This is a genomic window from Pseudomonas sp. 2hn, assembly GCF_019646095.1.
In the GTDB taxonomy this organism is placed as follows: Bacteria; Pseudomonadota; Gammaproteobacteria; order Pseudomonadales; family Pseudomonadaceae; genus Aquipseudomonas; species Aquipseudomonas peradeniyensis.
The window spans coordinates 42964-69000 of the sequence record NZ_CP081016.1 but is presented as its reverse complement, the minus strand read 5'-3'; the positions used below and the strand labels follow the sequence as shown (position 1 = coordinate 69000).

Here is a 26037-nt window from a genome sequence, read left to right as displayed (position 1 = left end):
TGGCATGCAGGCTGCAACGACCTTTGCAGAATGGATAACAAGCACAGCAGGAGGAGCCGGCATGAATCGCCCCCAAGACAATCGTACGCAGAGCGCTGTAGTCCCCCTGCACCAGCTGTTGTTCCTCGGCATGGCCCTGCTGCTCACCCTGGCGGCGGGCCTCTTCTACCACAGCTGGCAGACCGCCCGTCTGGCCGAGCAGGTGGCGGTGCAGACCGCGCTGTTGACGCAAATGCGGGCAACCCATGCCACCACTCTGGTCAAGGCCGCCGAGCCGCTGCCCAGTGCCGACAATGCGCCTGCCGTGCTCGAGCGCGTCCAGCCCGAGGAGCGTTGGGTGTTCTGACGCCATCGACCGATTTCGCACAAGAAAAGGAGAAACATCATGCTTAGTTGGGCAATCACCTTCCTGATCATCGCCATCATCGCCGCGGTTTTGGGCTTTGGCGGCATCGCTGGCGCCGCGACCGGTATCGCGAAGATCCTGTTCATTGTCTTCCTGGTGCTGTTCGTCGCCTCCTTCTTCTTCGGCCGCGGCAGAGGTTGATGACCATGAGCAGGATGCTCCCCAAGGCCCTGGTCGTCGCGTTGCTGCTGGGCAGTGGCGCGACGGCGCTGGCGGCCAATGACGGCCAGGTTCGGGCCAACCAGCTGCTGGGCTCGGATCCCGAGTACCGGGAAACCTGGCAAAAGACCATCAAGCACGAAGAGCGCCTGCCCGAGTGGGTGATCAACCTGAGCGGCAGTTCGGCGCAGCAGATGTCGGCAGTGACCGAGGACGGCGACCAGTATCTGGTCGGCCCGTTGTGCGAGTCCGAAGGCAAGTGCACCTACAAGCGCCTGATCGTGGCCTTCAGCTGGGACAAGGAGGACGCCTACGGCATGCTCGTGGAAGTGCCCGAAGGGCTGCCTGCCGACAAGTCACCCACCCGTCATGCCGACTACCGTTGGCTGGGCAAGCCGGATGACGGGATGAAGGCTCTGCTGCAGGAGCAGCTCAAGCGCGACCCGAACTGGTACTGACCAGCGGTCGCGGACTGTAATGCTATAGAAGCTGAACCTTTTTATCTTTCAGGCTTCTATGATGCGCCGCCCCGAGGAGGGGCGGCGCATGACCAGGGGGCCGGGCCGCTCTGACTGTTGCAGGGTCGCAGTGGCCTAGGGGTACAGGGAGTGCCTCCGTCATGGGCCGGGTCAGGAGAGGGTGGCATCGGAAGTTGCAGGTCGGTTGGGTCCGAACAGGACGAAGTGACCGATCTGGCTTCCGAAGCGCCTGTAAGACTCCTTCCTTTAATACGAGCGACTTTTTACTTCAGACACATTTTGTCGCTACCGTATATCGAAATTTTTTTTGTTGTCCGACAGGTCAGTTCGCGTGGCATTTCAGCCATTCGGATTGTCGAACACGCCACTTCACACCTTTCTGTCCCACCGTCAAATCGGCCTAAAACTGGCACTTTGGTCTTGTTCGGAAATCCGAACGTTGAAAATCAAGGGCTTGGCGATGCCCGATTTTGGATTCTAGTCTCATGCCGATTCGGCATAGGGTAGTCGTTTCCGGCATTAGACTGCCCCTCCCCACGTCGCAATAGTTGCCGCCTTTTTCCTCGGCCCGAGCGCCAGCAATGTTCGCTCGCGGTGTCCTTACAGTGGGACGCCGGACTGACCAGGCGCAACCGGAATGGCTTTCAGCCGCTCTGGCATGCGTCTTTTCGGCCGGTGCCCGTGACCACTACAACAAAGGGTAATGACATGAAGAAGGCAAAACTGAGCCTCGCCTGGCAGATCGTGATTGGTCTGTTGCTGGGCGTTGCAGTCGGCGCGCTGCTGAATCATTTCAGTGCAGAAAAGGCATGGTGGATCAGCAACGTCCTCCAGCCGGCCGGCGACATCTTCATTCGCCTGATCAAGATGATCGTCGTCCCGATCGTGATTTCGTCGCTGATCGTGGGCATCGCCGGGGTTGGCGACGCGAAGAAACTGGGCAGCATCGGCCTGAAGACCATCATCTACTTCGAGGTGGTGACCACCATCGCCATCGTCGTCGGCCTGGTCCTGGCCAATGTGTTCCACCCGGGCGCCGGCATCGACATGAGCACCCTGGGCACCGTCGACATCTCCAAGTACCAGGCCACCGCGGCCGAGGTGCAGCATGAGCACGCGTTCATCGAGACCCTGCTCAACCTGATCCCGTCGAATATCTTCGCGGCGCTGATGCGTGGCGAGATGCTGCCGATCATCTTCTTCTCGGTGATGTTCGGCATGGGCCTTTCGAGCCTCAACGCCGACCTGCGCGAGCCGCTGGTGCGTACCTTCCAGGGCGTGTCGGAGACCATGTTCAAGGTCACCCACATGATCATGAACTACGCCCCGATCGGCGTGTTCGCCCTGATCGCCGCGACCGTCGCCAACTTCGGCTTCGCTTCCCTGCTGCCGCTGGCCAAGCTGGTGCTGCTGGTGTACTTCGCCATCGCCTTCTTCGCCTTCATGGTGCTGGGCCTGGTGGCGCGCGTGTTCGGCTTCTCGATCATCAAGATCATGCGCATCATGAAGGACGAGCTGATCCTCGCCTACTCCACCTCCAGCTCCGAGACCGTGCTGCCGCGCGTGATCGAGAAGATGGAGAAGTACGGCGCGCCGAAGTCGATCTGCTCGTTCGTGGTGCCGACCGGCTACTCGTTCAACCTCGACGGTTCGACCCTGTACCAGAGCATCGCGGCGATCTTCATCGCCCAGCTGTACGGCATCGACCTGTCCTGGAGCCAGCAACTGCTGCTGGTGCTGACCCTGATGGTCACCTCCAAGGGTATCGCCGGCGTGCCGGGCGTGTCCTTCGTGGTACTGCTGGCCACCCTGGGCAGCGTGGGCATTCCGCTGGAAGGCCTGGCCTTCATCGCCGGTGTCGACCGCATCATGGACATGGCCCGTACCGCGCTGAACGTGGTGGGCAACGCCCTGGCCGCGGTGGTCATCGCCAAGTGGCAGGGCATGTACGACGCCGAGAAAGGCGCGGCGTACTACCAGTCGCTGGTGCTGGAAAAAGGCAAGAAAGAGGCTGTGGTGGCGGGCAAGACCGTCAACCAGTAAGCCACTGAGCTGAGCGAAGAGCCCCGACTTGTCGGGGCTTTTTGCATTCATTCGTGGAGCATCGGGTCCTGTGGGAGCGGGTTTACCCGCGAAGCAGGCAACTCGGTGGCTGGCACCGGCTTCGCCGGTGTTCGCGGGTAAACCCGCTCCCACAGAGGGCGCGGCGATTGCGCTATCATTCGGGCATTTTTCACGGGGGAACACACGGATGCTCAACGGCCTCTGGCTCGGCTTTTTCCTGGTGGCGGCCATTTCCGCCCTGGCCCAATGGCTGGTGGGCGGCAACGCCGGCATCTTCGCCGCGATGGTCGAGAGCATCTTTGCCATGGCCAAGCTGTCGGTGGAGGTCATGGTCCTGCTGTTCGGCACCCTGACCCTGTGGCTGGGTTTCCTCAAGATCGCCGAGAAGGCCGGTATCGTCGAATGGCTGGCCAAGGTCCTCGGCCCGCTGTTCGCCCGGCTGATGCCGGAAGTGCCGCCCGGCCACCCTGCCCTGGGCCTGATCACCATGAACTTCGCCGCAAACGGCCTGGGCCTGGACAACGCCGCCACGCCCATCGGCCTGAAGGCCATGCGCTCGCTGCAGGAGCTCAACCCCAGCAGCACCACGGCGAGCAACGCGCAGATCCTGTTCCTGGTACTAAACGCCTCGTCGCTGACCCTGCTGCCGGTGACCATCTTCATGTACCGCGCCCAGCAAGGCGCGCCCGATCCGACCATGGTGTTCCTGCCGATCCTGCTGGCCACCAGCTGCTCGACCCTGGTCGGCCTGCTGTCGGTGGCGGTGATGCAGCGCCTGCGCCTATGGGACCCGGTGGTGCTTGCCTACCTGATCCCCGGTGCCCTGCTGCTGGGCGGCTTCATGGCCTTCCTCGGCACGCTGTCGGCGGCCGCGCTGGCCAGCCTGTCGTCGATCCTTGGCAACCTGACGCTGTTCGGCGTGATCATGCTGTTCCTGGTGATCGGCGCGTTACGACGGGTGCAGGTGTACGAGGCCTTCGTCGAGGGCGCCAAGGAAGGTTTCGACGTGGCCAAGGGGCTGCTGCCCTACCTGGTGGCGATGCTGGTGGCGGTCGGTGTGCTGCGCGCTTCGGGCGCCTTGGAACTGGCCTTGGACGGCATCCGCCACGCGGTGACCTGGATGGGCCTGGACACCCGCTTCGTCGAGGGCCTGCCCACCGCGCTGGTCAAGCCGTTCTCCGGCAGCGCGGCGCGGGCCATGCTGATCGAGACCATGCAGACCCAGGGCGTGGACAGCTTCCCGGCGCTGGTGGCGGCGACCATCCAGGGCAGCACCGAGACCACCTTCTACGTCCTGGCGGTGTACTTCGGCGCGGTGGGCATCCAGCGCGTGCGCCACGCCGTCGGTTGCGCCCTGCTGGCCGAGCTGTCCGGGGTGATCGCGGCGATCTTCGTCTGCTACTGGTTCTTCGCCTGAGCCTGGCTGACGGTCCAGTCGATCACCTGGCGCGCCAGCTGATCGCTGGCCGCGCCGAAGCCGGCGACCACCGCAGGCACCTGCTGTTCGCCCAGCGCCTGGCGCACCTCGAAGCGTTTGCTCGCGAGGATGCGCTGGCTGCGGCCCTGCACCAGCCGCGCGTCGTAGCGGATCACCACCTCCACCGCCCCACCCGGGCGGTATTCGCTCTGGAAGGCCTGTAGCTCGCCGCCCAGCTCGTAGTCAGCCTGCAGGTTGCTGTCATCGGCGCTCAGGCGCTGCACCCGGCCATCGCGCTGGAAACCGTCGAGCAGGCGGTTGCGCACCAGCATCGGCGTCGGGTCGCTCCAGCGTGCGCCCTTGTAACTGCTGATCACGTCACCCTGGGGGATCACCGCGATGCGCGGCCCGGCCAGGGCTTCGCTGGCCAGCGGCTTGTTCAGGCGCAGCGACCAGTCCAGCGGCGCGGCGGCGCGGGCCGCCTGGTTCACCGGCAGGCGGTAGATATCCACAGGCTCGCTCTGCGGCAGGATCGAACAGGCCGAAACCAGGCTCAGCGTGGCGGCGGCGAAGGCCAGGCGCAGCGACGGGATCATGGCTGGAACTCCTTGTTGTTGTCGCGGCCCAGCAGGTAGCCGCTGGGGTCGGCTTCCAGGCGCCGGGAGATGCCCTTGAGCGAGTTGAGGGTCTCACGCAGTTCGCGGATCGCCGGGGCGATCTGGTTCAGGCCCTGGGCACCGTCGTCCAGGGACTGGCGGTTGTCCTGCAGCAGGCTGTTGATGGTGGCGGTGCTTTCGGCCAGCGACTGCATGGCCTGTTCGGCACTGCCGATGGCCTGCTTGCCCTGGGTGCCGAGCAGGCCGTTGGCATTGCGCATCAGCGCCTGGGTCTCGGCCAGGGTGGCGTTGGCCTGCTTGCCGACCTGGGCCAGTTGCTCGATGGCGTCGGCGATGCCGCCCTTCTGGCTGGCAAAGGCGCCGGTGGTCTGCTCCAGGTTGGCCAGGGTGTTGCTCAGGCGCTCGATGTTGCTTTCGGAGAACATCAGGTTGGCGTTGTGCAGCAGCAGGTTGATGTTGGTCACCAGGTCGCTGCTGTCGTTGAGCAGGCGTGAGATCGGCGACGGCGAGGCGACGATCACCGGCAGCTTGCCGTCCCTGCCCTTGAGTTCGGGGCTCTGCGGGGTGCCGCCGCTGAGCTGGATGAATGAGTTGCCGGTCACCCCGGCCAGGGTCAGCTTGGCCTGGGTGTCTTCCTTGACCGGCGTGTCGCCGCTCAGGCGCACTCGGGCCAGCACACGGCGCGGATCCTTCGGGTCCAGGCGCAGGCTGCTGACGTCACCGACCTTGATGCCGTTGTACTGCACCGGGCTGCCGCGGGACAGGCCTGAGACCGCCTCGTTGAACACCACTTCGTAGTCCTTGAAGGCGTCGTCGACGCTGGACTTGGTCAGCCACAGGCCGAACAGCATGGCGCCGGCCACCACCAGCACGGTGACCAGGCCGATCAGGACATGATGAGCTCGGGTTTCCATCGTTCAGCGCTCCTGGCGGGCGCGCAGGGCGGCGTCTTCGGCCGCCCGGCCACGCGGGCCGTGAAAGTATTCGTGAATCCATGGGTCGTCGGTCTGCTCGACCTCGGCCAGGGGCCCTGCCACCAGCACCCTCTTCTGCGACAGCACCGCCACCCGGTCGGTAATGGTGTAGAGGGTGTCCAGGTCGTGGGTGATGAGGAACACCGACAGCCCCAGGGCGTCGCGCAGGGTCAGGATCAACTGGTCGAAGGCGGCGGCGCCGATCGGGTCGAGGCCGGCGGTGGGCTCGTCGAGGAACAGGATGTCCGGGTCCAGGGCCAGGGCACGGGCCAGGGCGGCGCGCTTGATCATGCCGCCGGACAGCGACGCCGGGTACTTGTCGGCGGCGCTGATCGGCAGCCCGGCCAGGGCCAGCTTGACCCCGGCCAGGTGCTCGGCATCGGCCCGTGACAGCCCGGCATGCTCGATCAGCGGCAGGGCGACGTTCTCGGTGACGGTCAGCGAGGAGAACAGCGCGCCCTTCTGGAACAGCACGCCGAAGCGGCGTTCGACCAGCGAGCGCTGGGTTTCGTCGAGGGTGGCCAGGTCCTGGCCGAACACCTTGACCGTGCCTTCGTTGGGCCGGCGCAGGCCGACGATGCTGCGCAACAGCACCGACTTGCCGCTGCCCGAGCCACCGACCACGGCGAGGATCTCGCCGCGGTACAGGTCCAGGTCGAGGTTCTCGTGCACGCTCTGGCTGCCGAAGCGATTGCACAGGCCCCGGGCTTCGATCACCGCTTCAGTCACCAGCCCATCTCCATGAAGAACAGCGCGGCCACCGCGTCCAGCACGATCACCACGAAGATCGATTGCACCACGGCAGACGTGGTATGAGCGCCCACCGACTCGGCGCTGCCGCTGACCTTGAAGCCTTCCAGGCAACCGATGGCGGCGATCAGGAAGGCGAAGAACGGCGCCTTGGCCAGGCCCACCAGGAAGTGCTGCACGCCGATGTCGCTTTGCAGCAGCGAGAGGAACATGGCCGGCGAGATGTCCAGGGTCAGGGCGCAGACCACCGCGCCGCCGATCATGCCGCAGAGCATGGCGACGAAGGTCAGCAGCGGCAGCGCGATCAGCAGCGCCAGCACCCGCGGCACCACCAGCAGTTCGATGGGGTTCAGGCCCAGGGTACGGATGGCGTCGATCTCTTCGTTGGCCTTCATCGAGCCGATCTGTGCAGTGAACGCGCTGGCGGTGCGGCCGGCCATGAGGATGGCGGTCAGCAGCACGGCGAATTCACGCAAGAAGGAGAACGCCACTAGGTCGACGGTGAAGATGGTCGCGCCGAAGTCGGCCAGCACCGTGGCGCCGAGGAAGGCCACCACCGCGCCCACCAGGAAGGTCAGCAAGGCGACGATGGGCGCGGCGTCCAGGCCGGTCTGCTCGAGGTGCGCGACCACCGGCGTGACGCGCCAGCGGTGCGGCTGGAACAGGCGCAGGAACAGGGTCTGCAGGATCAGGCCGATGAAGCCCAGTACCTGGTTGGTATCCTGCCACAGCTGGTCGACGGCGCGGCCGATGCGTGCCAGCAGCAGGAGCAGCACCGGTTGCTCCGGCTCCTTGACCGGGATGCAGTAGTCCTGCACCGAGCAGTAGACGTTCTTCAGCAGCGCGCGGCTGGCATCGGGGAGTTCGTCGGTGCAGCGCGACAGGCGTTCGGAGCCAAGCAGCTCGGCCAGCAGCGAGGCGCCGGCGGTGTCCAGGCGGCCCAGCTGGCTGAGATCGACCTGGGTGTCATCGCCGTACTGGCTGCCCAGGCGCTCGCATTCTCGCTTGAGGCTGGCGTAGTGGGCCAGGGTCCAGTCGCCGACGATGCGCAGGCGCGAAGGCTGCTCGGTGGTGTCCAGGGTGGCGCTCGGGACGGTCATAGGCTCCATGCGTCTGACTGAGGGCATAGAGGCTGATCATAGCGCAGCGGGGCGCATTCCTGTAGGAGCGGCCTTGTGCCGCGAAAGGGCCGCACAGCGGCCCCGGCAATTTCTGCCTTGAGGCTGAAATCCCGGGGCTGCTTCGCAGCCCTTTCCGGCCGGTCCGACGCCTCGGCAAGGCCGCTCCTACAGGTTTTTCAGCGGGCGGTGTCGTCCACCACCTTGAACCGCAACACCCCGATCACCTGCCCGTCCTCGGTCAGCACCCTCACCTGCCACTTGCCCACCGGATTGGCCGGGAAGTTCTGCTTGTGGGTCCAGGCCCGGTAGCCTTCCTTGCGCCCACCGTGGATATCCAGGGCGATACGGTCCACTTCCTTACCGTCCAGCTGCCATACATGGTAGATGCGCTCGTTCAGGCCACGGGGCGCGTTGATGGCGGTATAGGCGTACAGCCCACCGCTGCGGATGCGGCTGGCGGCCACTTCGTCCAGCGAGGCGCCCGGCTGGCGGTTGAGCACTTCGGTGCTGATCGCCACGTCGGTCATCCACAGCGTGGCCGGCGGCACCCAGGAGCGCAGCAGCCAGCCGCCGCCGCCGACCGCCAGGGTCACCAGCACCAGGGCCACGCCGCGGCGCCAGTTGTTGATCGGGAAGCTGCTGGCCAGGCTCGGGAACGACAGCACCATGGCGGCGATCAGCGCCAGCTTGAAGCTCTGCGCGGTGGTCAGGTGCAGGATGATCGGCAGCGCCGTGAGCATCGCGGCGAACAGCGTCAGGGTGTGCAGCGCGAGGAACAGCCAGCGGCGTGGCGCCAGCCACTTGTGGTACAGCGGGTCGATGATCGAGATCAGACCGGCGGCGCCGAGCAGGCCGGTAAAGATCAGCTGGCCGCTGTTCCAGGTAGTGGTGATGAAGAAGAACGGCAGGACGAAGAACAGGCTTTCCTGGTGGATCATTTGCGTCGCGAAGCGCAGCAGCGGCTGCGGGATCTCGCGCTTGAAGGTGCGGGCGAACAGCTCGGTGAGGGTGTTCTCCAGCATCAGCCAGATCCAGCTGACCAGCATGACGATGGCGATCCAGCTGGCCAGCCCGGCCTGGCGGTCGACCAGGATGAAGCTGCCGATCCCCGAGAGGAAACCGTAGAGCGCGATGATGCCGGGATAGCGTTTGAGCAGCTCGATGATGCGCAGGATGAAGCTGGGGATCGGGGGCATGGGTTTACAACAGGAAAGGGCGTGTTCGAGGCGTCGTGGGAGCGGACGCTGTTGGCCGACAGGATACCGCCGAATCACGGCTCCCGTGTAGCACCACTGGGGCGATTGGCCACCACGCGGCGCCGGCGGATCAGCCCCGCGGCCAGGATCAGCCCCAGCACCAGTGCCACCAGCCCATACAGTTCGTCATACCCCAGCAACGGCTTCTCGATGCGCAGGTACCCCGGTTCCTTGAGCAGTTCGCGCAGCGCCGCGTCGGCCTGCTTGAGGCTGACCTGACGCAGTTGCCGCACCGTATCAGTGAAATGCCCGTCCTCGTAGGCGTTGAGCGCCCCCCAGTAATAGTCGGCGAGCGCCGCGTTGCCCTGGGTGGTCCAGCTTTCCCGGGCAATTGCCGCCTCCTTGATCCGGGCGAAGGTGTCCGGGTCCAGGCCGTGCTTGCGCAGGTGGTCGAACAGCTCCCCGAGCACCTTCAGCGCCTCGTCGAGGTCCTGGCGCTCAAGGTCGGCATTGAGGCTGAGCATCCCGCTGTCGCCGAAGCTCTCGCGTTGCACCGACGGGCCATAGGACAGGCCGTGACGCAGGCGCAACTGGTCGTACAGCGCCCAGTCCAGGTAACGCGAGAGCAGCTCGAGGGTCTGGTCGTGGCCCTCCTCCAGCGTCGGCTCGATGAACAGCCAGTGCAGCTTGATGTTGTCGCCCAGCCAGCCGCGGGTCAGGTCGCGGCGCTGCTCGGCCTGCTGGCTGATGCTCTCCAGGTTGCGGCGCTCCCCGGGTTCGGTGGCCGGCAGCTCGCCGAAGGTGCGTTCCAGGTAGGCCGGAAGCAGGCGGTCGAGGCCGCCGACGACGATCAGCGACATGTTGTTGGCCACGTACCAGTGCTCACGCAGTTGCCGGACTTGCTCCAGGGTCATGTCGTCGAGGCTGGAGCGCTCGGGGCACTTCAGGCCCAGCTCGGTGGCCAGCTGGTCGCTGGCCGGGTGGCCGATGTCCTGGCGGTCGAGCCAGCGCTGCAGGCGGCCGTAGTGGCCGCCATCCTCGCGTTCGATGATCTTCTTCGCCGTGGCCAGCGCCTTTTCGTCGATGCGGGTGTCGCGAATGATCGCCAACAGCAGGTCGAGCACCTTGCGCTGGTTACGCGCCGGGGCCTCGATGACGAAGGTGGTGTCGGCGCTGCTGGTGAAGGCGTTCCACTCCCCGCCCAGGGCCTGCATGCGCTCTTCCAGGCCGCCCTCGCCCGTCTCGTCGATCCCGCTGAACAGCAGGTGCTCGAGCAGGTGCGGCAGCTCGCGCTGGTCGCAGTCGAAGTCGTCCAGGCCCACGCCAACCACCAGGCGGATCGACACATGGTCGCGCTCGTAGCCGGACTTGAGGATCACTTGCAGGCCGTTGGGCAGCAGGTAGCCCTCGACCCGCGAGCGGTCGAGGGCGAGCGTGGGCAGGCTGAGGATCAGCAGGCAGGCGAACAACAGGCAACGCATAAGCGAGCTTCGGTCTCCGGGGTGTCTGGGCTCAAGGCTGGCGGGCTTCGTCCGGCACGCTGTCGAGCATCAGCCCGCCGGTGTCGGTGCCGCCCAGTACCACATAGGCACTGCTGCAGAACAAAGAGTTCAAACGCTTCATGTCGGCAATCAGCTCCAAGTGTAGCGAACTGGTCTCGATACTCTGCACCACTTTACGTTGCAGGCGGCTGACATGGGCATGGGCCAGGCGCCGTTCCTGGGCGCGGAAGCGGCGTTTCTCGCGTAGCAGCTGGTGCGCGCTCTGCGGGTCGGCGCTGAGGAACACCGACAGGCCCAGGCGCAGGTTGGCCAGCAGCTGCTCCTGCAGGCCGGTCAGTTCCTCCAGGCCGACCTGGGAGAACTCCCGGCGCTGCGAGGTCTTCTGCTGCTGGACCTTGCGCAGCATGCGCTCGATCAGGTCGCTGGCCAGCTTGAGGTTGATCGCCAGCTCGATGATCTCCGCCCAGCGCCGGTTGTCCTGCTCGCCAAGATCCTCGCGGGGCATCTGCGCCAGGTACAGCTTGATGGCGTTGTACAGGGCCTCGGCGTCCTCGCCCAGGGCCCGCACCTGCTGCGGCATGGCGGTCTGGGTGCCGCGCAGGGCGCCGAGCATGGCTTCGAGCAGGCTGTCGACGATATCGCCCAGGCGCAGGGTCTCGCGCACGGCGTTGGCCAGCGCCAGGCTGGGGGTGTTCAGCGCGGTCGGGTCGAGGTGGCGTGGCTGGTGGTGGCCGTTGCCGTTGTCGCGCTCTGGCAGCAGGTAGTTGCACACCCGGCCCATGGGTTTGACCGTCGGCAGCATCAGCAGGCAGCGCAGGGTGTTGTAGAGCAGGTGGAAGCCGATCACCAGCTCCTGCGGGCTGAAGCTCAGGCTGTCCATCCATTCCACCAGCGGGTGCAGCACCGGGATGATCAGCAACAGGCCGACGATCTTGTACAGCAGGCTGCCCAGTGCCACCCGGCGCCCGGCGCTGTTCTGCAGGCTGGTGGTGAGGAAGGCGAGCAGGCCGCTGCCGATGTTGGCGCCGATCACCAGGCCGATGGCCACCGGCAGGCTGATCACCTCGGCGCCGGCCAGGGTGGCGGTGAGCAGCACGGCGGCGAGGCTCGAGTAGGAAATCATGGCGAATAGCGCGCCGATCAGGGCGTCGAGCAGGATGTCCCCGGTCAGCGAGGCGAACAGTACCTTGACCCCCTGGGCATGGGTGATCGGCGCGGCGGCGTGGACAATCAGCTGTAGCGCCAGGATGATCAGGCCCAGGCCGATGCCCACTCGGCCCAGTTGGCCGGCGCGGGTCTGCTTGCGCGAGAGGAAGAAGATCACCCCGAGGAAGATCAGCAGCGGCGACAGCCAGGACAGGTCGAAGGTCAGCACCCGCGCCATCAGCGCGGTGCCCACGTCGGCGCCGAGCATGATCGCCAGGGCCGGGGTCATGGCCATCAGGCCCTGGCCGACGAACGAGGTGACCAGCATGGCGGTGGCGTTGCTGCTCTGGACCATGGCGGTGACCAGGATTCCGGCAATGAACGCCAGCGGACGCTTGTTCATGTTCTGGCCGAGCACCCGACGCAGGTTCGAGCCGTACACCCGCAGGATGCCGGTACGCACGATATGGGTGCCCCACACCAGCAGCGCCACGGCGGAGAGCAGGTTGAGCAGGGTCAGCATGGTCGGGCCCCCTTTTCTTCTATGCCCCTGTGCGGGGCCAATGGGTGCGGCGGTGAGCCTGGCCCGGGGGTGGGCTGGTTTTTTCAGTGCTCACTGAAGCTTTAGTTGTTTTGCGCGATGGGTGCCAGCTTGGCATGGGTGAAACATATTTGAAACACGGGTGCCTTTGTAGGAGCGGCCTTGTGCCGCGAAAGGACCGCAGGGCGATCCCGACAATCTTGCATGATGCCAAGATCCTGGGGCCGCTGCGCGCCCCATTCGCGGCACAAGGCCGCTCCTACATGGGCGTGGATGCGACAAAGGGCCCCGAAGGGCCCTTTGTCTTTCTGCGCTTCCTGATCTTACTGACCGGGAATGTCCTTGCGCAGTTTCACCGGATCGTGCTCCTTGCCCTTCTTGCGCGCCAGCGCCGTGCGCATGCGGATGTTGATCGCTTCCACCGCCAGCGAGAAGGCCATGGCGAAGTAGACGTAGCCCTTCGGCACATGCACATCGAAAGATTCGGCGATCAGCACGGTACCGACGACGATCAGGAACGAAAGCGCGAGCATCTTCAGCGACGGGTGCTTGTCGATGAAGTCGCTGATGGTGCCGGCGCAGAGCATCATCACCAGCACCGCGACGATGATCGCGGCGATCATCACCGGTACGTGGGAAACCATGCCCACGGCGGTGATCACCGAGTCCAGGGAGAACACGATGTCGATGATGGCGATCTGGATGATGGTGTAGAAGAACTTGCCGCCCGCGCCTTTCGGCTCGTCGGTGCTCTCGTCTTCGCCTTCCAGGCCGTGGTAGATCTCCTGGGAGCTTTTCCACAGCAGGAACAGGCCGCCGAAGAACAGGATCAGGTCGCGCCCGGAAATGCCCTGGCCGAGCACATGGAACAGGTCGTCGGTCAGGCGCATGACCCAGGTGATCGACAGCAGCAGCATGATCCGCGTGACCATGGCCAGGGCCAGGCCGAAGATCCGCGTGCGCGGCTGCATGTGCTTGGGCATGCGGCTGACCAGGATCGAGATCATGATGATGTTGTCGATCCCGAGCACGATCTCAAGCGCGGTGAGGGTGAAAAAGGCAACCCAGATTTCCGGGCTGGTCAGCCATTCCATGTGTATTCCTTCGAGCGGTAAAGGCCAAGCGCCCGGATTTCGGGCGCTTGGCGGTTGGATGATGCGCTTGTGTTACAGACTGCTGAACAGCGGGAAAGTCCCCAGCGCCAGCGCGCCGGCCATTATGCACAGGCACACCAGCACTGCCCACTTGAGGGTGAAGCGCTGGTGATCGCCGAACTCGATGCCGGCCAGGGCCACCAGCAGGTAGGTGGAGGGTACCAGCGGGCTGAGCAGGTGTACCGGTTGTCCGACGATCGACGCGCGGGCCATTTCCACCGGGGTGACGCCGTAGTGGCTGGCGAACTCCGACAGCACCGGCAGCACGCCGTAGTAGAAGGCATCGTTGGACATGAAGAAGGTGAACGGCATGCTGACGATGGCGGTGATCACCGCCATGTACGGGCCGAACGCTTCCGGGATCACCGCCAGCAGGCTCTTGGACATGGCGTCGACCATGCCGGTGCCCGACAGGATGCCGGTGAAGATGCCGGCGGCGAAGATCAGCCCGCTGACGGCCAGCACGCTGGAGGCGTGGGCGGCGATGCGGTCCTTCTGCTGCTGCAGGCACGGGTAGTTGACGATCATGGCGATGCTGAAGGCGATCATGAACAGCACCGGCAGCGGCAGCACGCCGGCGATCAGCGCGACCATCAGCGCGGCAGTCAGGGCGCCGTTGAACCAGATCAGTTTCGGACGACGGGCCTCGGGGAACTGCGACACGCTGATCTCGCTGTGGTCGATGTCGTCGGTCGGCAGGTGCAGCTCGCCCAGACGGGCACGCTCGCGCTTGCCGTACCAGTAGGCGATGGCCAGGATCGCCGCCACGCCGAAGGCCATGGCCGGGATCATCGGCACGAAGATGTCCGACGGGTCCACGTGCAGGGCACTGGCGGCACGGGCCGTGGGGCCACCCCACGGGGTCATGTTCATCACCCCGCCGGCGAGGATGATCAGGCCGGCCATGATCCGTGGGCTCATGCCCAGGCGGCTGTACAGTGGCAGCATGGCGGCGCAGCAGATCATGTAGGTGGTGGCGCCGTCACCGTCGAGGGACACCACCAGGGCCAGCACCGCGGTGCCGACCGAGACTTTCAGCGGATCGCCCTTGACCAGCTTGAGGATCCTGCGCACGGCCGGGTCGAACAGGCCGGAGTCGATCATCAGGGCGAAATAGAGAATGGCGAACATCAGCATCACGCCGGTGGGCGCGAGCTTGCTGATGCCTTCGAGCATCATCGGGCCGATCTTGGCGGAAAAACCACCGAACAGGGCGAACAGGATCGGTACCAGGATCAGCGCGATCAAGGCCGACAGGCGCTTGGTCATGATCAGGTACATGAAGGTGATGACCATGGCGAAGCCGAGGAAGGTCAGCATGGCGGTACTCCAGGCGTGGCGCGGCGAAAGGAAGGACGATTCGGGCGGATCAGCGCGTCAGGCGCTGCGCGAGGAGCAGGCGGAGGGGGATTGCGAAAAGGCGGGCACAGGAAAACATCAGAATCACCATTGTTGTTGTTGATTGGGCCGGGCGCGGAAGTTTCCGGGTGCCCTGGCTGACCGGTCTGCTGCCGGTGGTGGCGCTATCCTATGTGGGCAAGCTTTCAGCCAGCTTTCGCCTGCTGTCAGGCGACGGGAGGTCGTTTCGATGGTGGATGTCGTGGAAGGCGGGTGTCATTGCGGGGCGTTGCGCTACCGGCTGCAGGCCGATCTGGGCGATGTCGCCCATTGCCATTGCTCGATCTGCCGGCGAGTCAGCGGCGGCACGCTGGTGACCTGGGTCACCCTGCCCCTCGCGGGTTTCCAGTGGCTGGCGGGCTCGCCCCAGCGCTACATGGCGCCGCAGAGCTGCAGCCGGTATTTCTGTGGCAACTGCGGGGCGCATGTGGCGCTGGTGACGGCGCATAGCCCTGAAACGATCGATGTGACGGTGGCGACGCTGGATCATCCCGAGCGGGTGCCGGCCAATCGGCATATCTGGGTGGGGAGTCGGCTGCCGTGGTTGCAGGTGGATCAAGGGTTGCCGGAGGAGGACGAGGAAAGCCTTTGAGGTTTGGTGATGGCTGTCGGGCTGCGAGACGTTCTGTAGGAGCGGCCTTGTGCCGCGAATGGGCTGCAGAGCAGCCCCGGCGATTTTTGCGTCAACACTGAAATGCTGGGGCTGCTACGCAGCCCATTCGCGGCACAAGGCCGCTCCTACAGCGATGCACCCATACCTCAGGGCAGCTGCAACCCCCCGGCCGCCTTGTGCAACGCCCGCAGATGCTCGCCCACCTGCTTGATATTGGCTTCCACGGCCTTGATCTCCCTGCCCCGCTCCGGCCCCAGCAGCGCCCTCACCTGCTGGTCCAGGTCGGTGCTCAGGCGCAACAGCTGCGCCTGGCGCTCGCTGCTCACCTGCTCCAGCTGCTTGCGTTCGGCAGGCTGCGGCAGACCGTAGCCCCCTGCCCCCAGCAATTCCGCCGGGCGGCTGAGGAAGCCGCTGTTGGCCAGCATCGCCTGCAAGGTCTCGTTGGCCTTGTCGAAGCTGCCGTCCTTGAGCGCCCGGCCGTTCAGGTAGCGTTGCTTGACCTCGTCCTGGGCCAGCAGCAGCTGGCGGCGCAGGCCGGCCTGCTCGAGCAGCAGCAAGGCCGCGCTGGTGCGCAGGTCGGCGCGGTCGAACCACTGGCGGCGCTGCTCGGCGTCCAGCGCCAGCCAGTCTTCCACGCTCGTCTGCTTGATCGGCAACTGCTTGCGCAGCACTTCGAACATCGCCTGGTAGCGATCACGGTAGGAGTCGAAGCGATAACCCAGGCGCAGGGCCTCGCGCGGGTCGTCGAGCACGTGGGTATCGGCCAGTCCCCTACCCTTCAGCACCTCCAGCAAGCCGTTGGGCATGATGCTGTCGAGGTCGTTCAGGCGCGGGTTGCCGGTACCGCTGCGCAACAGCTTGAGCGACTCCACCGCGCAGTTGTTGGACAGGAAGTAGTAGTTGCCGTCGTAGCTCCAGTGCATCTCGGCGGCCTGACGCACCAGGTTCTCGATCTCGCCGCGGCTGAGCTTGAGCGGAACCGAGGCCAGGCTGCGCAGCTCGGTCTTGGTGTATTCGTCGATCACCTGCCCCAGCGGCAGCACGAACAGCCGCGAGGGATAGGCGCCAGTCAGGCCGTCCCAGCTGGACAGCTGCACGTCGTTGACGAAGGCGCGGTACGACAGCACCAGGCTCTGGTCCAGGTCCAGGCGGCAGGCCGGCCCGCGCGGGCGACCCGGGGCGCAGATCACCAGGCGCAGCATGCTGTGGCCCCAGCGGCTGACCCAGTTCTGGTTGGCTTCGGCCAGCAGATAGTCCACCTCGTAGACCCGTTCCGGGTCGATCTCGCCCAGTGGCTGGCGGGCGAAGTCGTTGCCGGCGTTGAGGAATGGCAGGCCCTTGGCGCAGGCATCCTGTCGCGGCGCCCAGCCGAAGTGGTCGCGCAGGTACTGGTTCAGCGCCGGGCGGCGACAGCCGTAGCTCGGGTCGAGGAGGAAGTACTCCATGTTGACCGCGATGAACTCCTTCGGGCTGCTCAGCTCGTAGGGATCCGGGCTGCGCACCAGCTGGCCGTTGTGCTGTTCGCGCTCGCCGCGCCGGCCGACGTACTGCGGCCAGCCGGCCAGGTCCAGCAGGCGCGGGTCGTCGCTCAGGGTGAAGCGGCGTTCGGCCTGGCCACGGCAGTCCTGCGGCAGCCCGACCTTGCCCAGGGCGCCCTGCTGGCGCTTGCAGCGGCTGATCAGCTGGCGCTCGGCGTCCGGCCACAGGCGCGCGCGGTCATAGATATGGGTGAGTTCGTGGAGCACGGTGGCCAGCAGTTCTTCGCGGACCGTGCCGTGGGGACGGTTGGTCTTCTCGCGGGCGGCGCTGCCGTCGACCAGGCCCGGCAGCAGGCGCCGGTTGAGGTCCAGGCTGGCCACCGGAGAGGCCTGGCCGTAGGCGTCTTCGGGCATGCGCTCGGTCCAGCCGACCAGGATCTGCCGGTCCAGTTGCTGCTTGAAGCGCGGTGGCAGCTTGGCCATGGCTTCGTCGAGCAACGTCTGGGTCGCCTGCTGTTGTGCAGGGTCGAGGCCGTCGCGCTGCAGCACCAGCTGCAGGTCGGCCAGGGCGGGCGTGCCGAGCAGCGTCAGGGCGCAGCCCAGCAGCCAGGCACGCACGCGCTTCACAGGGCGAGGATGGCTTCGGCCAGCACCTGGTCGCTGGCGTCACGGGCCTCGGGAACACGGGCGCGCAGGGTGTCGAAGGCGGCTTCGAGCTGGGCGCCGCGGATGTCGCCGTTGCTGGCGACGAAGCTGGCGGCGTCGTCGTGGGCTTCACGCACCACTTTCGAGTCGCGGATCGAGGTGGTGGTGTCGGAGGTGAAATCGATCGAACGGCCAAAGGCGCGGACGATGATGTTGCTGGTGGCCACCAGGGTGTGGGCCTGGGCCAGGTCGGCGAGCAGCAGCATGCCGAGGGTGGCGGCGATCAGCGGTTTACGCATGGAGCATCTCCGGAAATACAGGGGAGTCGAATGTAGTTATTGGACGAGAATCGCTTCGGCCAGTTCACGGTCGCCGACGCAAGGCCGGGCAAGGTCCTGGTGCAGCATGTCCAGCGCCGCCTGCAGGCGCGCGCCACGGATCTGGCCGTCGCTGGCGACGAATGCGGCGGCGTCGTCACGGGCGGCGGCGACCAGCTTGCGGTCGAACGGCGCGGCGGTGACCTGGCTGGTGACGTAGCCGCTGATGACCAGGCTCTGGGTGGTGGTATCCATGGCCTGGGCGCTGCTCATGCAGGCCAGGGCGAACAGTGAAGGCAACAGGTAACGCATGGGCGGTCTGGCGATGATCTCGGGCTGCGAAGGCTACCCCGGATCCACTGGCCGGGCCAGTGAATCCGGGCGGTGCGGGGCTCAGATGGCGAGGATGGCGCGGGCCAGCTGCGCGTCGCTGGCCTGCAGGTCCGGCAGTTGCTGGCGAATGTGCACGAACGCGCTCTCCAGCTTGGCGCCGCGGATGGCACCGTCGCTGCCGACGAAGCTGGCGGCATCGTCACGGGCGGCCTTGACGATCTTGTCGTCGCGGAACGAGGAGGAGATGTCGGAGGTGGCGTCGGTGGAGGCGGCTACCGCGCCCACCACGGCGTCGGTGGTGACGACGAAGCTGGTGGCATTGGCCGCGCCGGCGAGCGACAGCAGCAAGGCGGCGCCAAACAGGTGATAACGGGACATGGTCGGGGACTCCTGCACAGGGTCTGGATGGTTCTGCTTATCGGACGCTCGCTTGGCTCGTCACGGTACTTTTCTCTGCCAGGCGCGTAAGACAAGCGTAACACGCGCTGGTTCGGGCGTTTGGTTCGAGAAAAAGATCACAAATAGTAACTGTACCTGCCAATATGAGAATTTATAAAACTGTTATGGCTTGCTACGCAAGCGCTCTATTCCGGGCCTTGAAACAAAAAACCCGTTGCAGTTTCCTGCAACGGGTTCTTGTGAATTCGCGGTGCCGGCCTGGGCCGGCGACCGGCGCTTAGCGCCAGAAAGGCTTGCTCAGCTCTTCGTAGCGCTGCGACTCGCTGATACCGGCGTCGGCCAGCAGGCGGGAGTCCAGGCGCGCCAGTTGGCGGCGGCTGGCCATGCGGCGCTGCCACAGTACCAGGGTGGACAGGACGCGCAGCGGCAGGGCGGCGTTGGAAGCTTGGGCGTTTTCGAAAACCAGGTCGGAACTGAGGGTACGTTCCATGATGTGTCATCCTTCCGCTTGTGGCGGCATTAGGGAGTGATTTAACTGGTGGCCATCTTCCTCCTCTCTCGTCCAGAACAGTAGGTACAGTTCAGGTGTATTGTGAGGGGGCAGTTAACTGTTGGACGGGACTGTTGCACTGGTTATTGAGGGAACTGTACTGGTGCGCACTGGTTTGGTGCGATTTTGTGGTGTTGGTGGGGAAATGGTAAGCAGGAAGTGATGTTTTAGGCGGTACAGTAGTACAGTTTTAGATATGTTTTGGCTTGAAGTGTTCGACGACAGAGTTGCAGCGCCTATGAAATCGAGCGCCGCCCGCGCGGCGCATCGCGGCACAAGGCCGCTCCTACATCTGTTTCGGGCCAATCAATCCTGTGCCACTACCTGGTCCGCCTTGTTTGTACGACGCGATTTCAATGTAGGCACCAAGGCAGGCAACCATGGCCTGACAGGTTCGGTACGTTGCAACAAATGTAGGAGCGGGCTTGTCCCGCGATGCGCCGCGCGGGCGGCGCTCGATCTCAAGGGCCCTGCAAGACCATCGCCAGGCACCTGTCCGCCATTACGCGCCATCACGCGATCCCCAACCCCCTCAAACCGACACCGCCGCCCCCCGCGCCCGCTCGGCCTTGCCCAGCAACCGCTTCATCCGCCATTCAAAGCCGAACGTCAGCGCCACCGCCGCGCAAGCCAGGCCCAGCGCCAGCCCCCACCAGATTCCCTGCGCGCCGCCGCCGAGGTTGAAGGCGAACAGCCACGCGCTCGGCGCCCCCACCAGCCAGTAGCACACCAGGCCGATCAGGAAGGTGGTCTTGGCGTCCTTCAGACCACGGATCGAGCCCATGGCAATGGTCTGCACGCCATCGAACAGCTCGAACCAAGCCGCCACCATCACCAACTGTACCGCCAGCATGAAGATCGCCGCGAACGCTGGGTCGTTACGGTCGATGAACAGCCCGACCAAGGCGTCCGGCAGCAACCAGAACAGTGCGGCGAAGGCGAACATCAGCGAGGCACCGAAGCCGATCCCCACGCGCCCGGCGCTGCGGGCCGCCAACAGGTTGCCGGCACCATAGTAGAGGCCGACGCGCATGGTCACCGCGTACGAAAGGCCGGTCGGGACCATGAAAGCGGTCGAGACGATCTGCAGGGCAATCTGGTGCGCCGCCAGTTCCGTGCTGCCCAGCACGCCCATGCACAGGGCGGCGAAGGCGAACAGGCCCACTTCGACCATATAGGTGCCGCCGATAGGCAGGCCCAGCCGCCACAGCTCGCGCAGTGCCGGCAGGGAAGGGCGCGACAGCCCCTTGCGCAGCGGATAGGCGGCATAGGCCTTGTGCCAGCGAATATAAAGCGCGAGGGCGATGGCCATGCCCAGGGTCACCACCGCGGTGACCAGGCCGATGCCCATCAGCCCGAGCTTGGGCAGGCCGAACATGCCCTCGATCAGCGCATGGTTGAACAGGTAGTTGAACACCGTGCCCACCAGGCTGATGACCATCACCGGGGTCGAGTGGCCCAGGGCGCTGGTGAAGCCGCGCAGGGCCATGAAGGTCATGTAGCCGGGGAGGGCGAGCGGCAGCAGGGTGAGCAGTTGCATCGCCGAGTCGACGTTCTCCGGTTTCTGGCCGAACAGCAGCAGCACCGGCTTGAGGTTCCACATCACCAGTGCCGAGACCAGCGCCAGGCCCCAGGCCAGCCACAGGCCGCTCTGGGCCAGGCGGGTGACGCCCTCGGTGTCGTTGGCGCCTTTGCGGATCGCCACCAGCGTGCCGACCGCGGCGATCACGCCCAGGCAGAAGATCGACACGAACGAATAGCTCGCCGCGCCCAGGCCGCCACCGGCCAGGGCCTGCGGGCTGATGCGGGCCATCATCAGGGTGTCGGTGAGCACCATCAGCATGTGCGCCAACTGCGAGGCGATCAGCGGCCCGGCCAGGCGCAGCAAAGCCTTGAGTTCGGTGGTGGGCGCGACATGCATGGGGGCGGTCCTTCTGGATGATTCGGGGAAGCGAGCGGTCGATTCTGAGGCCTCGGTCAGCTTTGCACAAAAGGATAAATGCGATCACTGACATGAGTCTGACTCATGGATGTATGATCCTGTGCATCCGACCTACGCCCCGCCTGACAGGTGCGCCATGACCCGCCAACTGCCTCCGCTCTATGCGCTGCGCGCATTTGAAGCCGCCGCCCGGCTCAGTTCCTTCACCCGTGCTGGTGAAGAGCTTTCGATTACCCAGAGCGCGGTCAGCCGGCATATCCGCACCCTCGAGGAGCATTTCGCCTGTCGCCTGTTCGTGCGCAGCGGGCGCAGCCTGCAACTGACCGAAGCCGCGCGCATGCTGCTGCCCGGTGTGCGCGACGGCTTCGCCTCGCTGGAGCGGGCCTGCGAGGCCTTGCGTGGCGAGGACGACATCCTGCGCATGAAGGCGCCCTCGACCCTGACCATGCGCTGGCTGCTGGCGCGCCTGAGCCGTTTTCGCCACCTGCAGCCGGGCAACGAGGTGCAGCTGACCAGCGCCTGGATGGATGTCGATCATGTCGACTTCAATCAGGAGCCGTTCGACTGCGCGGTGCTGCTCAGCGATGGCAGCTTCCCGGCGGACTGGGAGGTGCGCCGGCTGTTCTCCGAGCTGCTGATCCCTGTGGGCGCGCCGGACCTGCTCGACGACGCACCGTGGGACGAGCGGCGCCTGGCGGGCATCGAACTGCTGCACCCCACGCCGGACAAGCGCGACTGGCGCGCCTGGCTGGCGCGCATGGGGCTGACCGACAAGGTTTCGCTCAAGGGCGGGCAGGTGTTCGACACCCTGGAACTGGGCATGATCGCCGCGGCACGGGGCTACGGGATCTCCATGGGCGACCTGCTGATGGTGGCCGAGGACGTGGCCCAGCGCCGGCTGAGCCTGCCCTGGCCGACCGCGGTGGCCAGTGGCATGGACTACTACCTGGTGTGGCCGCGGACCCGGCCGGGCGGGGAGCGGCTGCGCAGGTTGAGTGTATTCCTGCAGGAGGAGGCGGCGGCGATGGACCTGCCGGCGGTGCAGGTGCTGTCGGCGCAAGGTTGATGATCATCGTGGGCGAGCCCGCTCCCACGCAGAGCCACAGGACACAGCGGCAAGAAAACGTTTGCGAATATCCCGGTCCCGCACTCAAGTATTTCCTACAGACGCCGATCAACTTGCACCAGCGTCCCGGAAGAGGACGCGATTCCCCGTCGATATGCAGCGGGCGGTCAGCGTGATCAGGACGATCCCGGCCTCTTGCCAGGAGCCTTGCCATGTCTCAACCGCGTGCCCGAATCGCCTCGCAGCTCGGGATCGCCCTCGCCATCGTGCTGGCGCTGGTGATCACCGGTAGCACCCTGTTCGCCCTGCGTTCGCTGGACGACGCCAACCTCACCACCCGCCAGGCGCACCTGGCCAGCGAGGCGCGGCTGCTGGCCGACCAGCTCGACACCTTCCACGGCTCGCTCAAGGACAATACCCAGCGCCTGAGCGGCCTGTTCGAGCGCCGATTCGCCTCGGGGCTGGCGCTGCACGCCGGGGAGACGGTCAACGTCGCCGGTGCCGCGACACCGGCGCTGTACCTGGGCGACCACCTGCTGAACAACGATTTCCGCCAGGTCGACGAGTTCCAGCAGATGACCGCCGGGGTCGCGACCCTGTTCGTGCGCAGCGGCGACGACTTCGTGCGCATCAGCACCAGCCTGACCAAGCAGGACGGCAGCCGCGCCATCGGCACCCAGCTCGATCGCCAGCATCCGGCCTACGCCAAGCTGATGGCTGGGCAGACCTACGTCGGCCGCGCCGTGCTGTTCGAGCGCAACTACATGACCCGCTATGTGCCGGTGCGTGACGGCGGTGGTCGGGTGATCGCGGTGCTGTTCGTCGGCTTCGACTACACCGACGCGCAGAACGCCCAGTTCGCCAACCTCAAGCGCTTCCGCATCGGCCAGACCGGCTCGCTTGCGTTGCTGGACGAGCAGGGCAAGTGGCTGGTGCCGCCGGCCGAGGTACGTGACGGCGAGGCGGCGGCCCAGGCGGTCAAGGCGATCAAGCCGGGAGTAGGGCAGTTCTGGGCCGGTGCCGGCGAGCCGTTGTTCAGCGTCACCGAGCCGTTCGCCGAGGGCCCGTGGACCGTGGTGGCAAGCATGCCCGAGGGCGAGATCCGCGAAGTGACCTGGAGCGTCGGCCTGCGGCTGGCCATCGGCAGCGTGCTGGCGATGCTGCTGGCCGTGGCCGCCACCCTCTGGCTGCTGCGGCGCAAACTGCGCCCGCTGGGCGACCTGGTGCGCCAGGCCGAGGCCCTTGGCGCCGGCGACCTGAATGCCCGCCTGAGCGTCACCAGCCATGACGAAATCGGCCAGCTGGCCCGCAGCTTCAACCAGATGGGCGAGGCCCTGGCGACCATGGTCGAGCATATTCGCGCCGCTTCCGACCAGGTCAGTGGCCGTGCCCGCTCGTTGTCGGGCCTGTCGTCCGGCGCCTGCGAGGGCATGGACCAGCAGTCCGGCGAGATCACCAGCATGGCCGGCGCGGTGGAGGAGTTCAGCGCCACCTCGATGAACATCGCCGACAACATGGCCGGTACCGAACGTATGGCCCGCGACAATGCCCAGCAGACCCGCATCGGCCGCAGCGCCATGGACGAAGCTTCGGTTTCCCTGCGGCAGATTGCCGAGGCCTTGGGCGGCACCGCCAGTGTGATGGACACCCTGGGTGCCCGTTCGCAGGAGATCGGCGGGATTGTCGGCGTGATTACCTCGATCGCCGAGCAGACCAACCTGCTGGCGCTGAACGCCGCCATCGAGGCGGCGCGCGCCGGCGAGCAGGGCCGTGGATTCGCCGTGGTTGCCGACGAGGTCCGTGGCCTGGCCGCGCGCACCCGCCAGGCCACCGACGAGATCTCGGGCATGATCGCCAGCATCCAGCAGCAGACCGGCCATGCCATCAGCACCCTGGAGCAGGGCAACCAGCTGATGCAGGAAGGCCTGGCGCGCAACGACAAGGTGGCCGAGGCCCTGGCCCGGATCGACGAGCAGAGCAGGGTGGCGGGCGAGCAGTTCGCCGTGATCAGCACCGCGACCCAGGAACAGAGCAGCACCGCGACGGTGCTCAGCCGCAACCTGCAGAGCATCGCCCAGGCCAACAGCGAGCAGCGCGATGTGGCCAATGAGTTGGCCATGACCGCCCGCGAGCTGGAAGGGTTGGCGGGGCAGTTGCGCCAGGAAGTGGATCGGTTCCGCGTTGGGCGCTGATTGAGCAAACAACATCATCGCGGGGCAAGCCCGCTCCCACGAGCGCACCAAGGCCTCCGTGGGAGCGGGCTTGCCCCGCGATAGCGATCGACGTTCTACATCGCCCCCAAGCCCAACGCCTGCGCACACGCCTGCAACGACCTGCGCTCGCTCTGCGCATACAGCGCCAGTTCATCCTGCACCTGCAACCCCAGCGCCTGCTCGAAGGCCTCGCGGTTGGCGTTGCTGCCGTAGTCGGCCTGCCCATCGTCCCCCAGGTTGGACTGGAAGATCCCCGCCGCACTCACCGGCAGGAAATCCTCATACACCAGCGCCTCGAAATGCACGTGCCCGGCGTCGATCAACCCCTGCAAGGTGGTCGGGCGATCCTGTTGCCCGCGCTCGGCCAGGCCTTTCTCGGTGGCGAAGTAGCGAAAGTACGCCAGCCCCTGCTCGCGCATCTGCCCCAGGTCATCCGGAAACTCGGCGAAGTGCTCCGCGAGCAGCGCCATATATCGCTCGGCATTGGCCTCCGCCGGCGCGCCGCCCAAGGCTTCACGGGTCGCATCCAGCAGCCGGTCGTACAGCTGGCGCCCCTTGGGCGTCAGCGCCGCGCCGCGCTGTTCGATCTCGCCGAAACGCGCCGTGTGGCTGCCCTGGGCATCGCTGAAAGCGACCTTCTCCTGCAGGGCCTTGAAGCTGGTCTGACGCAGCAGGATCGGCTGGCGCCGGGTGGGCGGCCCCTCGACCACGGCCTTGGGTGGAATACCCTTGGCCGGCATGCCGAGCTGGATCGCGTCGATGTCCAGGGTGCGCGGGGTCAGGTGGTTGATATGCGGGCCTTTGAACGCCACCACGTCGGCGATCAGCCGGTGCTGGTCGTGCAACTGCTGGTACTGCTCGGCGCTGACCGTGGCGTCCTGGTGCCAGCGGAAGGTGTGCAATGCCTCCTGGACGAAGGCCTCGGCATCGCTAGTGTCCAGGCCGCCGTCGCGTTCGCATTGGGCGATCAGCTCGAGCACGCGGGGGGTGAAGATCTGCCGTTTCTCCAGGATGCCCCGGGCCAGTGCGCGCAGTTGCGGGTTGTCGATCAGCTCCAGGCGCAGCAGCGAGGTGAACACGCGGAACGGGCTGATGTGCAGCGACTGTTCATGCACGGCGCGAAACGCGGTGGAGTGCACCGGCACGCCAGCCGAGCTCAGGTCGTAGTAGCCGACCGGGTGCATGCCCATGACCGCGAACAGGCGGGCGATGGTGGCCAGTTCCTCGGCGGTGCCCACGCGGATGGCGCCGTGGCGTTCCTGGTCGAGGCGTTCGATCTCGCCGGTCCAGCGCAAGGCCTCGGCCACCTTGGGCTGTGCGGCCATGACCTGCTGGTTGGTCTCGCTCACCAGCTCGAGCAGCGTGCCGTACAGGGGGACTTCCTGCTTGTACATGAGCGACATGGCGGCAGAGAACTGCGCGCGGATGCTGTCGGGGCTGACGAAATCATGGGCGGGCATCGCAAGCTTCCTGGGTTAGTGGAGGACACTTACATGAAAACTGGGAATGGAGCTGGCGTACAAGCGAAAAAAAGTGCGGGTTTCATTCCTTTTTTGA

At 65.8% G+C, this 26037-nt stretch carries 24 protein-coding genes and 1 pseudogene; 9 read left to right on the top strand and 16 right to left on the bottom strand.

The window, feature by feature from the left end:
* The first annotated feature begins 61 nt into the window (after positions 1–61).
* The 5 genes from K2O50_RS00300 to K2O50_RS00280 all read left to right on the top strand — a co-directional run bounded on the left by K2O50_RS00300 (position 62) and on the right by K2O50_RS00280 (position 4525).
* The gene (locus tag K2O50_RS00300; RefSeq protein ID WP_050703211.1) at positions 62–346 is read left to right on the top strand and encodes a hypothetical protein; all 285 of its coding nucleotides are present in this window, start codon (positions 62–64) and stop codon (positions 344–346) included.
* A gap of 39 nt (positions 347–385) precedes the next feature.
* Positions 386–547 carry a DUF1328 domain-containing protein gene (locus K2O50_RS00295; protein WP_008092060.1) on the top strand — a complete coding sequence of 54 codons (162 nt, stop codon included), beginning with the start codon at positions 386–388 and terminating at the stop codon, positions 545–547.
* Positions 548–552: 5 nt separating this feature from the next.
* On the top strand, positions 553–1023 hold the full coding sequence (locus K2O50_RS00290) for an inhibitor of vertebrate lysozyme family protein (protein WP_050703234.1): 471 nt from the start codon (positions 553–555) through the stop codon (positions 1021–1023).
* Positions 1024–1752: 729 nt separating this feature from the next.
* The gene (gltP, locus tag K2O50_RS00285; RefSeq protein ID WP_050703212.1) at positions 1753–3087 is read left to right on the top strand and encodes a glutamate/aspartate:proton symporter GltP; all 1335 of its coding nucleotides are present in this window, start codon (positions 1753–1755) and stop codon (positions 3085–3087) included.
* Between the two features lie 208 nt (positions 3088–3295).
* Positions 3296–4525 carry a nucleoside recognition domain-containing protein gene (locus K2O50_RS00280; RefSeq protein WP_050703213.1) on the top strand — a complete coding sequence of 410 codons (1230 nt, stop codon included), beginning with the start codon at positions 3296–3298 and terminating at the stop codon, positions 4523–4525.
* On the opposite strand, the gene K2O50_RS00275 is transcribed toward K2O50_RS00280, so the two are convergent.
* The 9 genes from K2O50_RS00275 to K2O50_RS00235 form a co-directional block, all read right to left on the bottom strand.
* Positions 4507–5121, bottom strand: coding sequence for an ABC-type transport auxiliary lipoprotein family protein (locus tag K2O50_RS00275; protein WP_050703214.1), 615 nt, complete (start codon positions 5119–5121; stop codon positions 4507–4509). The genes K2O50_RS00280 and K2O50_RS00275 overlap by 19 nt on opposite strands.
* Positions 5118–6056 carry an MlaD family protein gene (locus K2O50_RS00270; RefSeq protein ID WP_050703215.1) on the bottom strand — a complete coding sequence of 313 codons (939 nt, stop codon included), beginning with the start codon at positions 6054–6056 and terminating at the stop codon, positions 5118–5120. Before K2O50_RS00270 ends, K2O50_RS00275 begins: the two co-directional genes overlap by 4 nt.
* 3 nt (positions 6057–6059) lie before the next feature.
* On the bottom strand, positions 6060–6845 hold the full coding sequence (locus K2O50_RS00265) for an ABC transporter ATP-binding protein (protein ID WP_050703216.1): 786 nt from the start codon (positions 6843–6845) through the stop codon (positions 6060–6062).
* Complete coding sequence (locus K2O50_RS00260) at positions 6842–7975, bottom strand: ABC transporter permease (protein WP_050703217.1); 1134 nt, start codon at positions 7973–7975, stop codon at positions 6842–6844. The genes K2O50_RS00265 and K2O50_RS00260 overlap by 4 nt, the downstream gene beginning before the upstream one ends.
* Before the next feature lie 188 nt (positions 7976–8163).
* A complete protein-coding gene (locus K2O50_RS00255) occupies positions 8164–9183 on the bottom strand; it encodes a DUF5924 family protein (protein WP_050703218.1) in 1020 nt (339 codons plus the stop codon).
* Positions 9184–9257: 74 nt separating this feature from the next.
* Positions 9258–10664 carry a pitrilysin family protein gene (locus K2O50_RS00250; protein WP_050703219.1) on the bottom strand — a complete coding sequence of 469 codons (1407 nt, stop codon included), beginning with the start codon at positions 10662–10664 and terminating at the stop codon, positions 9258–9260.
* A 31-nt stretch (positions 10665–10695) separates the two neighbouring features.
* Entirely contained in the window at positions 10696–12354 is a 1659-nt protein-coding gene (locus tag K2O50_RS00245; RefSeq protein WP_050703220.1) for a Na/Pi cotransporter family protein, read from the bottom strand.
* Between the two features lie 341 nt (positions 12355–12695).
* Entirely contained in the window at positions 12696–13466 is a 771-nt protein-coding gene (locus K2O50_RS00240; RefSeq protein ID WP_050703221.1) for a TerC family protein, read from the bottom strand.
* A 72-nt stretch (positions 13467–13538) separates the two neighbouring features.
* On the bottom strand, positions 13539–14846 hold the full coding sequence (locus tag K2O50_RS00235) for a CitMHS family transporter (protein ID WP_050703222.1): 1308 nt from the start codon (positions 14844–14846) through the stop codon (positions 13539–13541).
* 268 nt (positions 14847–15114) lie between these two features.
* Between K2O50_RS00235 and K2O50_RS00230 the strand changes: the two genes are divergently transcribed.
* The gene (locus K2O50_RS00230) at positions 15115–15516 is read left to right on the top strand and encodes a GFA family protein (RefSeq protein WP_028688651.1); all 402 of its coding nucleotides are present in this window, start codon (positions 15115–15117) and stop codon (positions 15514–15516) included.
* 167 nt (positions 15517–15683) lie between these two features.
* Here the strand turns inward: K2O50_RS00230 and K2O50_RS00225 are convergent, their stop codons facing one another.
* The 6 genes from K2O50_RS00225 to K2O50_RS00200 form a co-directional block, all read right to left on the bottom strand.
* The gene (locus K2O50_RS00225) at positions 15684–17642 is read right to left on the bottom strand and encodes a DUF4105 domain-containing protein (protein ID WP_050703223.1); all 1959 of its coding nucleotides are present in this window, start codon (positions 17640–17642) and stop codon (positions 15684–15686) included.
* A complete protein-coding gene (locus K2O50_RS00220; protein WP_011531558.1) occupies positions 17639–17959 on the bottom strand; it encodes a DUF2388 domain-containing protein in 321 nt (106 codons plus the stop codon). Before K2O50_RS00220 ends, K2O50_RS00225 begins: the two co-directional genes overlap by 4 nt.
* Positions 17960–17995: 36 nt before the next feature.
* A complete protein-coding gene (locus K2O50_RS00215) occupies positions 17996–18289 on the bottom strand; it encodes a DUF2388 domain-containing protein (RefSeq protein WP_050703224.1) in 294 nt (97 codons plus the stop codon).
* Positions 18290–18370: 81 nt separating this feature from the next.
* Positions 18371–18688, bottom strand: a complete 318-nt coding sequence (locus tag K2O50_RS00210) for a DUF2388 domain-containing protein (RefSeq protein ID WP_050703225.1) — start codon at positions 18686–18688, stop codon at positions 18371–18373.
* Between the two features lie 298 nt (positions 18689–18986).
* Positions 18987–19199: a DUF1127 domain-containing protein gene (locus K2O50_RS00205; RefSeq protein ID WP_011531561.1), complete on the bottom strand. Its 213-nt coding sequence runs from the start codon at positions 19197–19199 to the stop codon at positions 18987–18989.
* Between the two features lie 592 nt (positions 19200–19791).
* Positions 19792–21180 carry a NorM family multidrug efflux MATE transporter gene (locus K2O50_RS00200; RefSeq protein WP_050703226.1) on the bottom strand — a complete coding sequence of 463 codons (1389 nt, stop codon included), beginning with the start codon at positions 21178–21180 and terminating at the stop codon, positions 19792–19794.
* A gap of 157 nt (positions 21181–21337) precedes the next feature.
* Between K2O50_RS00200 and K2O50_RS00195 the strand changes: the two genes are divergently transcribed.
* The 3 genes and pseudogenes from K2O50_RS00195 (at position 21338) to K2O50_RS26810 (ending at position 24459) form a co-directional block, all read left to right on the top strand.
* On the top strand, positions 21338–22267 hold the full coding sequence (locus K2O50_RS00195) for a LysR substrate-binding domain-containing protein (protein ID WP_050703227.1): 930 nt from the start codon (positions 21338–21340) through the stop codon (positions 22265–22267).
* 212 nt (positions 22268–22479) lie between these two features.
* A pseudogene (locus K2O50_RS26815) lies at positions 22480–23544 on the top strand (Cache 3/Cache 2 fusion domain-containing protein); the annotation flags it as partial.
* Positions 23545–23589: 45 nt separating this feature from the next.
* Complete coding sequence (locus tag K2O50_RS26810) at positions 23590–24459, top strand: methyl-accepting chemotaxis protein (protein ID WP_409077837.1); 870 nt, start codon at positions 23590–23592, stop codon at positions 24457–24459.
* 95 nt (positions 24460–24554) lie between these two features.
* Here the strand turns inward: K2O50_RS26810 and K2O50_RS00185 are convergent, their stop codons facing one another.
* Positions 24555–25940, bottom strand: coding sequence for a VOC family protein (locus tag K2O50_RS00185; RefSeq protein WP_050703229.1), 1386 nt, complete (start codon positions 25938–25940; stop codon positions 24555–24557).
* Positions 25941–26037 lie beyond the last annotated feature (97 nt).

Bases quoted from the DNA above. Each gene is read 5' to 3' on its own strand.
- K2O50_RS00280 (WP_050703213.1), top strand. From the start codon at position 3,296: ATGCTCAACGGCCTCTGGCTCGGCTTTTTCCTGGTGGCGGCCATTTCC.
- K2O50_RS00195 (WP_050703227.1), top strand. From the start codon at position 21,338: ATGACCCGCCAACTGCCTCCGCTCTATGCGCTGCGCGCATTTGAAGCC.
- K2O50_RS00205 (WP_011531561.1), bottom strand. From the start codon at position 19,199: ATGGAACGTACCCTCAGTTCCGACCTGGTTTTCGAAAACGCCCAAGCT.
- K2O50_RS00200 (WP_050703226.1), bottom strand. From the start codon at position 21,180: ATGCATGTCGCGCCCACCACCGAACTCAAGGCTTTGCTGCGCCTGGCC.
- K2O50_RS00270 (WP_050703215.1), bottom strand. From the start codon at position 6,056: ATGGAAACCCGAGCTCATCATGTCCTGATCGGCCTGGTCACCGTGCTG.
- K2O50_RS00240 (WP_050703221.1), bottom strand. From the start codon at position 13,466: ATGGAATGGCTGACCAGCCCGGAAATCTGGGTTGCCTTTTTCACCCTC.
- K2O50_RS00260 (WP_050703217.1), bottom strand. From the start codon at position 7,975: ATGGAGCCTATGACCGTCCCGAGCGCCACCCTGGACACCACCGAGCAG.
- gltP (WP_050703212.1), top strand. From the start codon at position 1,753: ATGAAGAAGGCAAAACTGAGCCTCGCCTGGCAGATCGTGATTGGTCTG.
- K2O50_RS00245 (WP_050703220.1), bottom strand. From the start codon at position 12,354: ATGCTGACCCTGCTCAACCTGCTCTCCGCCGTGGCGCTGCTGGTGTGG.
- K2O50_RS00185 (WP_050703229.1), bottom strand. From the start codon at position 25,940: ATGCCCGCCCATGATTTCGTCAGCCCCGACAGCATCCGCGCGCAGTTC.
- K2O50_RS00210 (WP_050703225.1), bottom strand. From the start codon at position 18,688: ATGTCCCGTTATCACCTGTTTGGCGCCGCCTTGCTGCTGTCGCTCGCC.
- K2O50_RS00295 (WP_008092060.1), top strand. From the start codon at position 386: ATGCTTAGTTGGGCAATCACCTTCCTGATCATCGCCATCATCGCCGCG.
- K2O50_RS00220 (WP_011531558.1), bottom strand. From the start codon at position 17,959: ATGCGTAAACCGCTGATCGCCGCCACCCTCGGCATGCTGCTGCTCGCC.
- K2O50_RS00230 (WP_028688651.1), top strand. From the start codon at position 15,115: ATGGTGGATGTCGTGGAAGGCGGGTGTCATTGCGGGGCGTTGCGCTAC.
- K2O50_RS00235 (WP_050703222.1), bottom strand. From the start codon at position 14,846: ATGCTGACCTTCCTCGGCTTCGCCATGGTCATCACCTTCATGTACCTG.
- K2O50_RS00300 (WP_050703211.1), top strand. From the start codon at position 62: ATGAATCGCCCCCAAGACAATCGTACGCAGAGCGCTGTAGTCCCCCTG.
- K2O50_RS00250 (WP_050703219.1), bottom strand. From the start codon at position 10,664: ATGCGTTGCCTGTTGTTCGCCTGCCTGCTGATCCTCAGCCTGCCCACG.
- K2O50_RS00275 (WP_050703214.1), bottom strand. From the start codon at position 5,121: ATGATCCCGTCGCTGCGCCTGGCCTTCGCCGCCGCCACGCTGAGCCTG.
- K2O50_RS00215 (WP_050703224.1), bottom strand. From the start codon at position 18,289: ATGCGTTACCTGTTGCCTTCACTGTTCGCCCTGGCCTGCATGAGCAGC.
- K2O50_RS00290 (WP_050703234.1), top strand. From the start codon at position 553: ATGAGCAGGATGCTCCCCAAGGCCCTGGTCGTCGCGTTGCTGCTGGGC.
- K2O50_RS00255 (WP_050703218.1), bottom strand. From the start codon at position 9,183: ATGCCCCCGATCCCCAGCTTCATCCTGCGCATCATCGAGCTGCTCAAA.
- K2O50_RS26810 (WP_409077837.1), top strand. From the start codon at position 23,590: ATGGGCGAGGCCCTGGCGACCATGGTCGAGCATATTCGCGCCGCTTCC.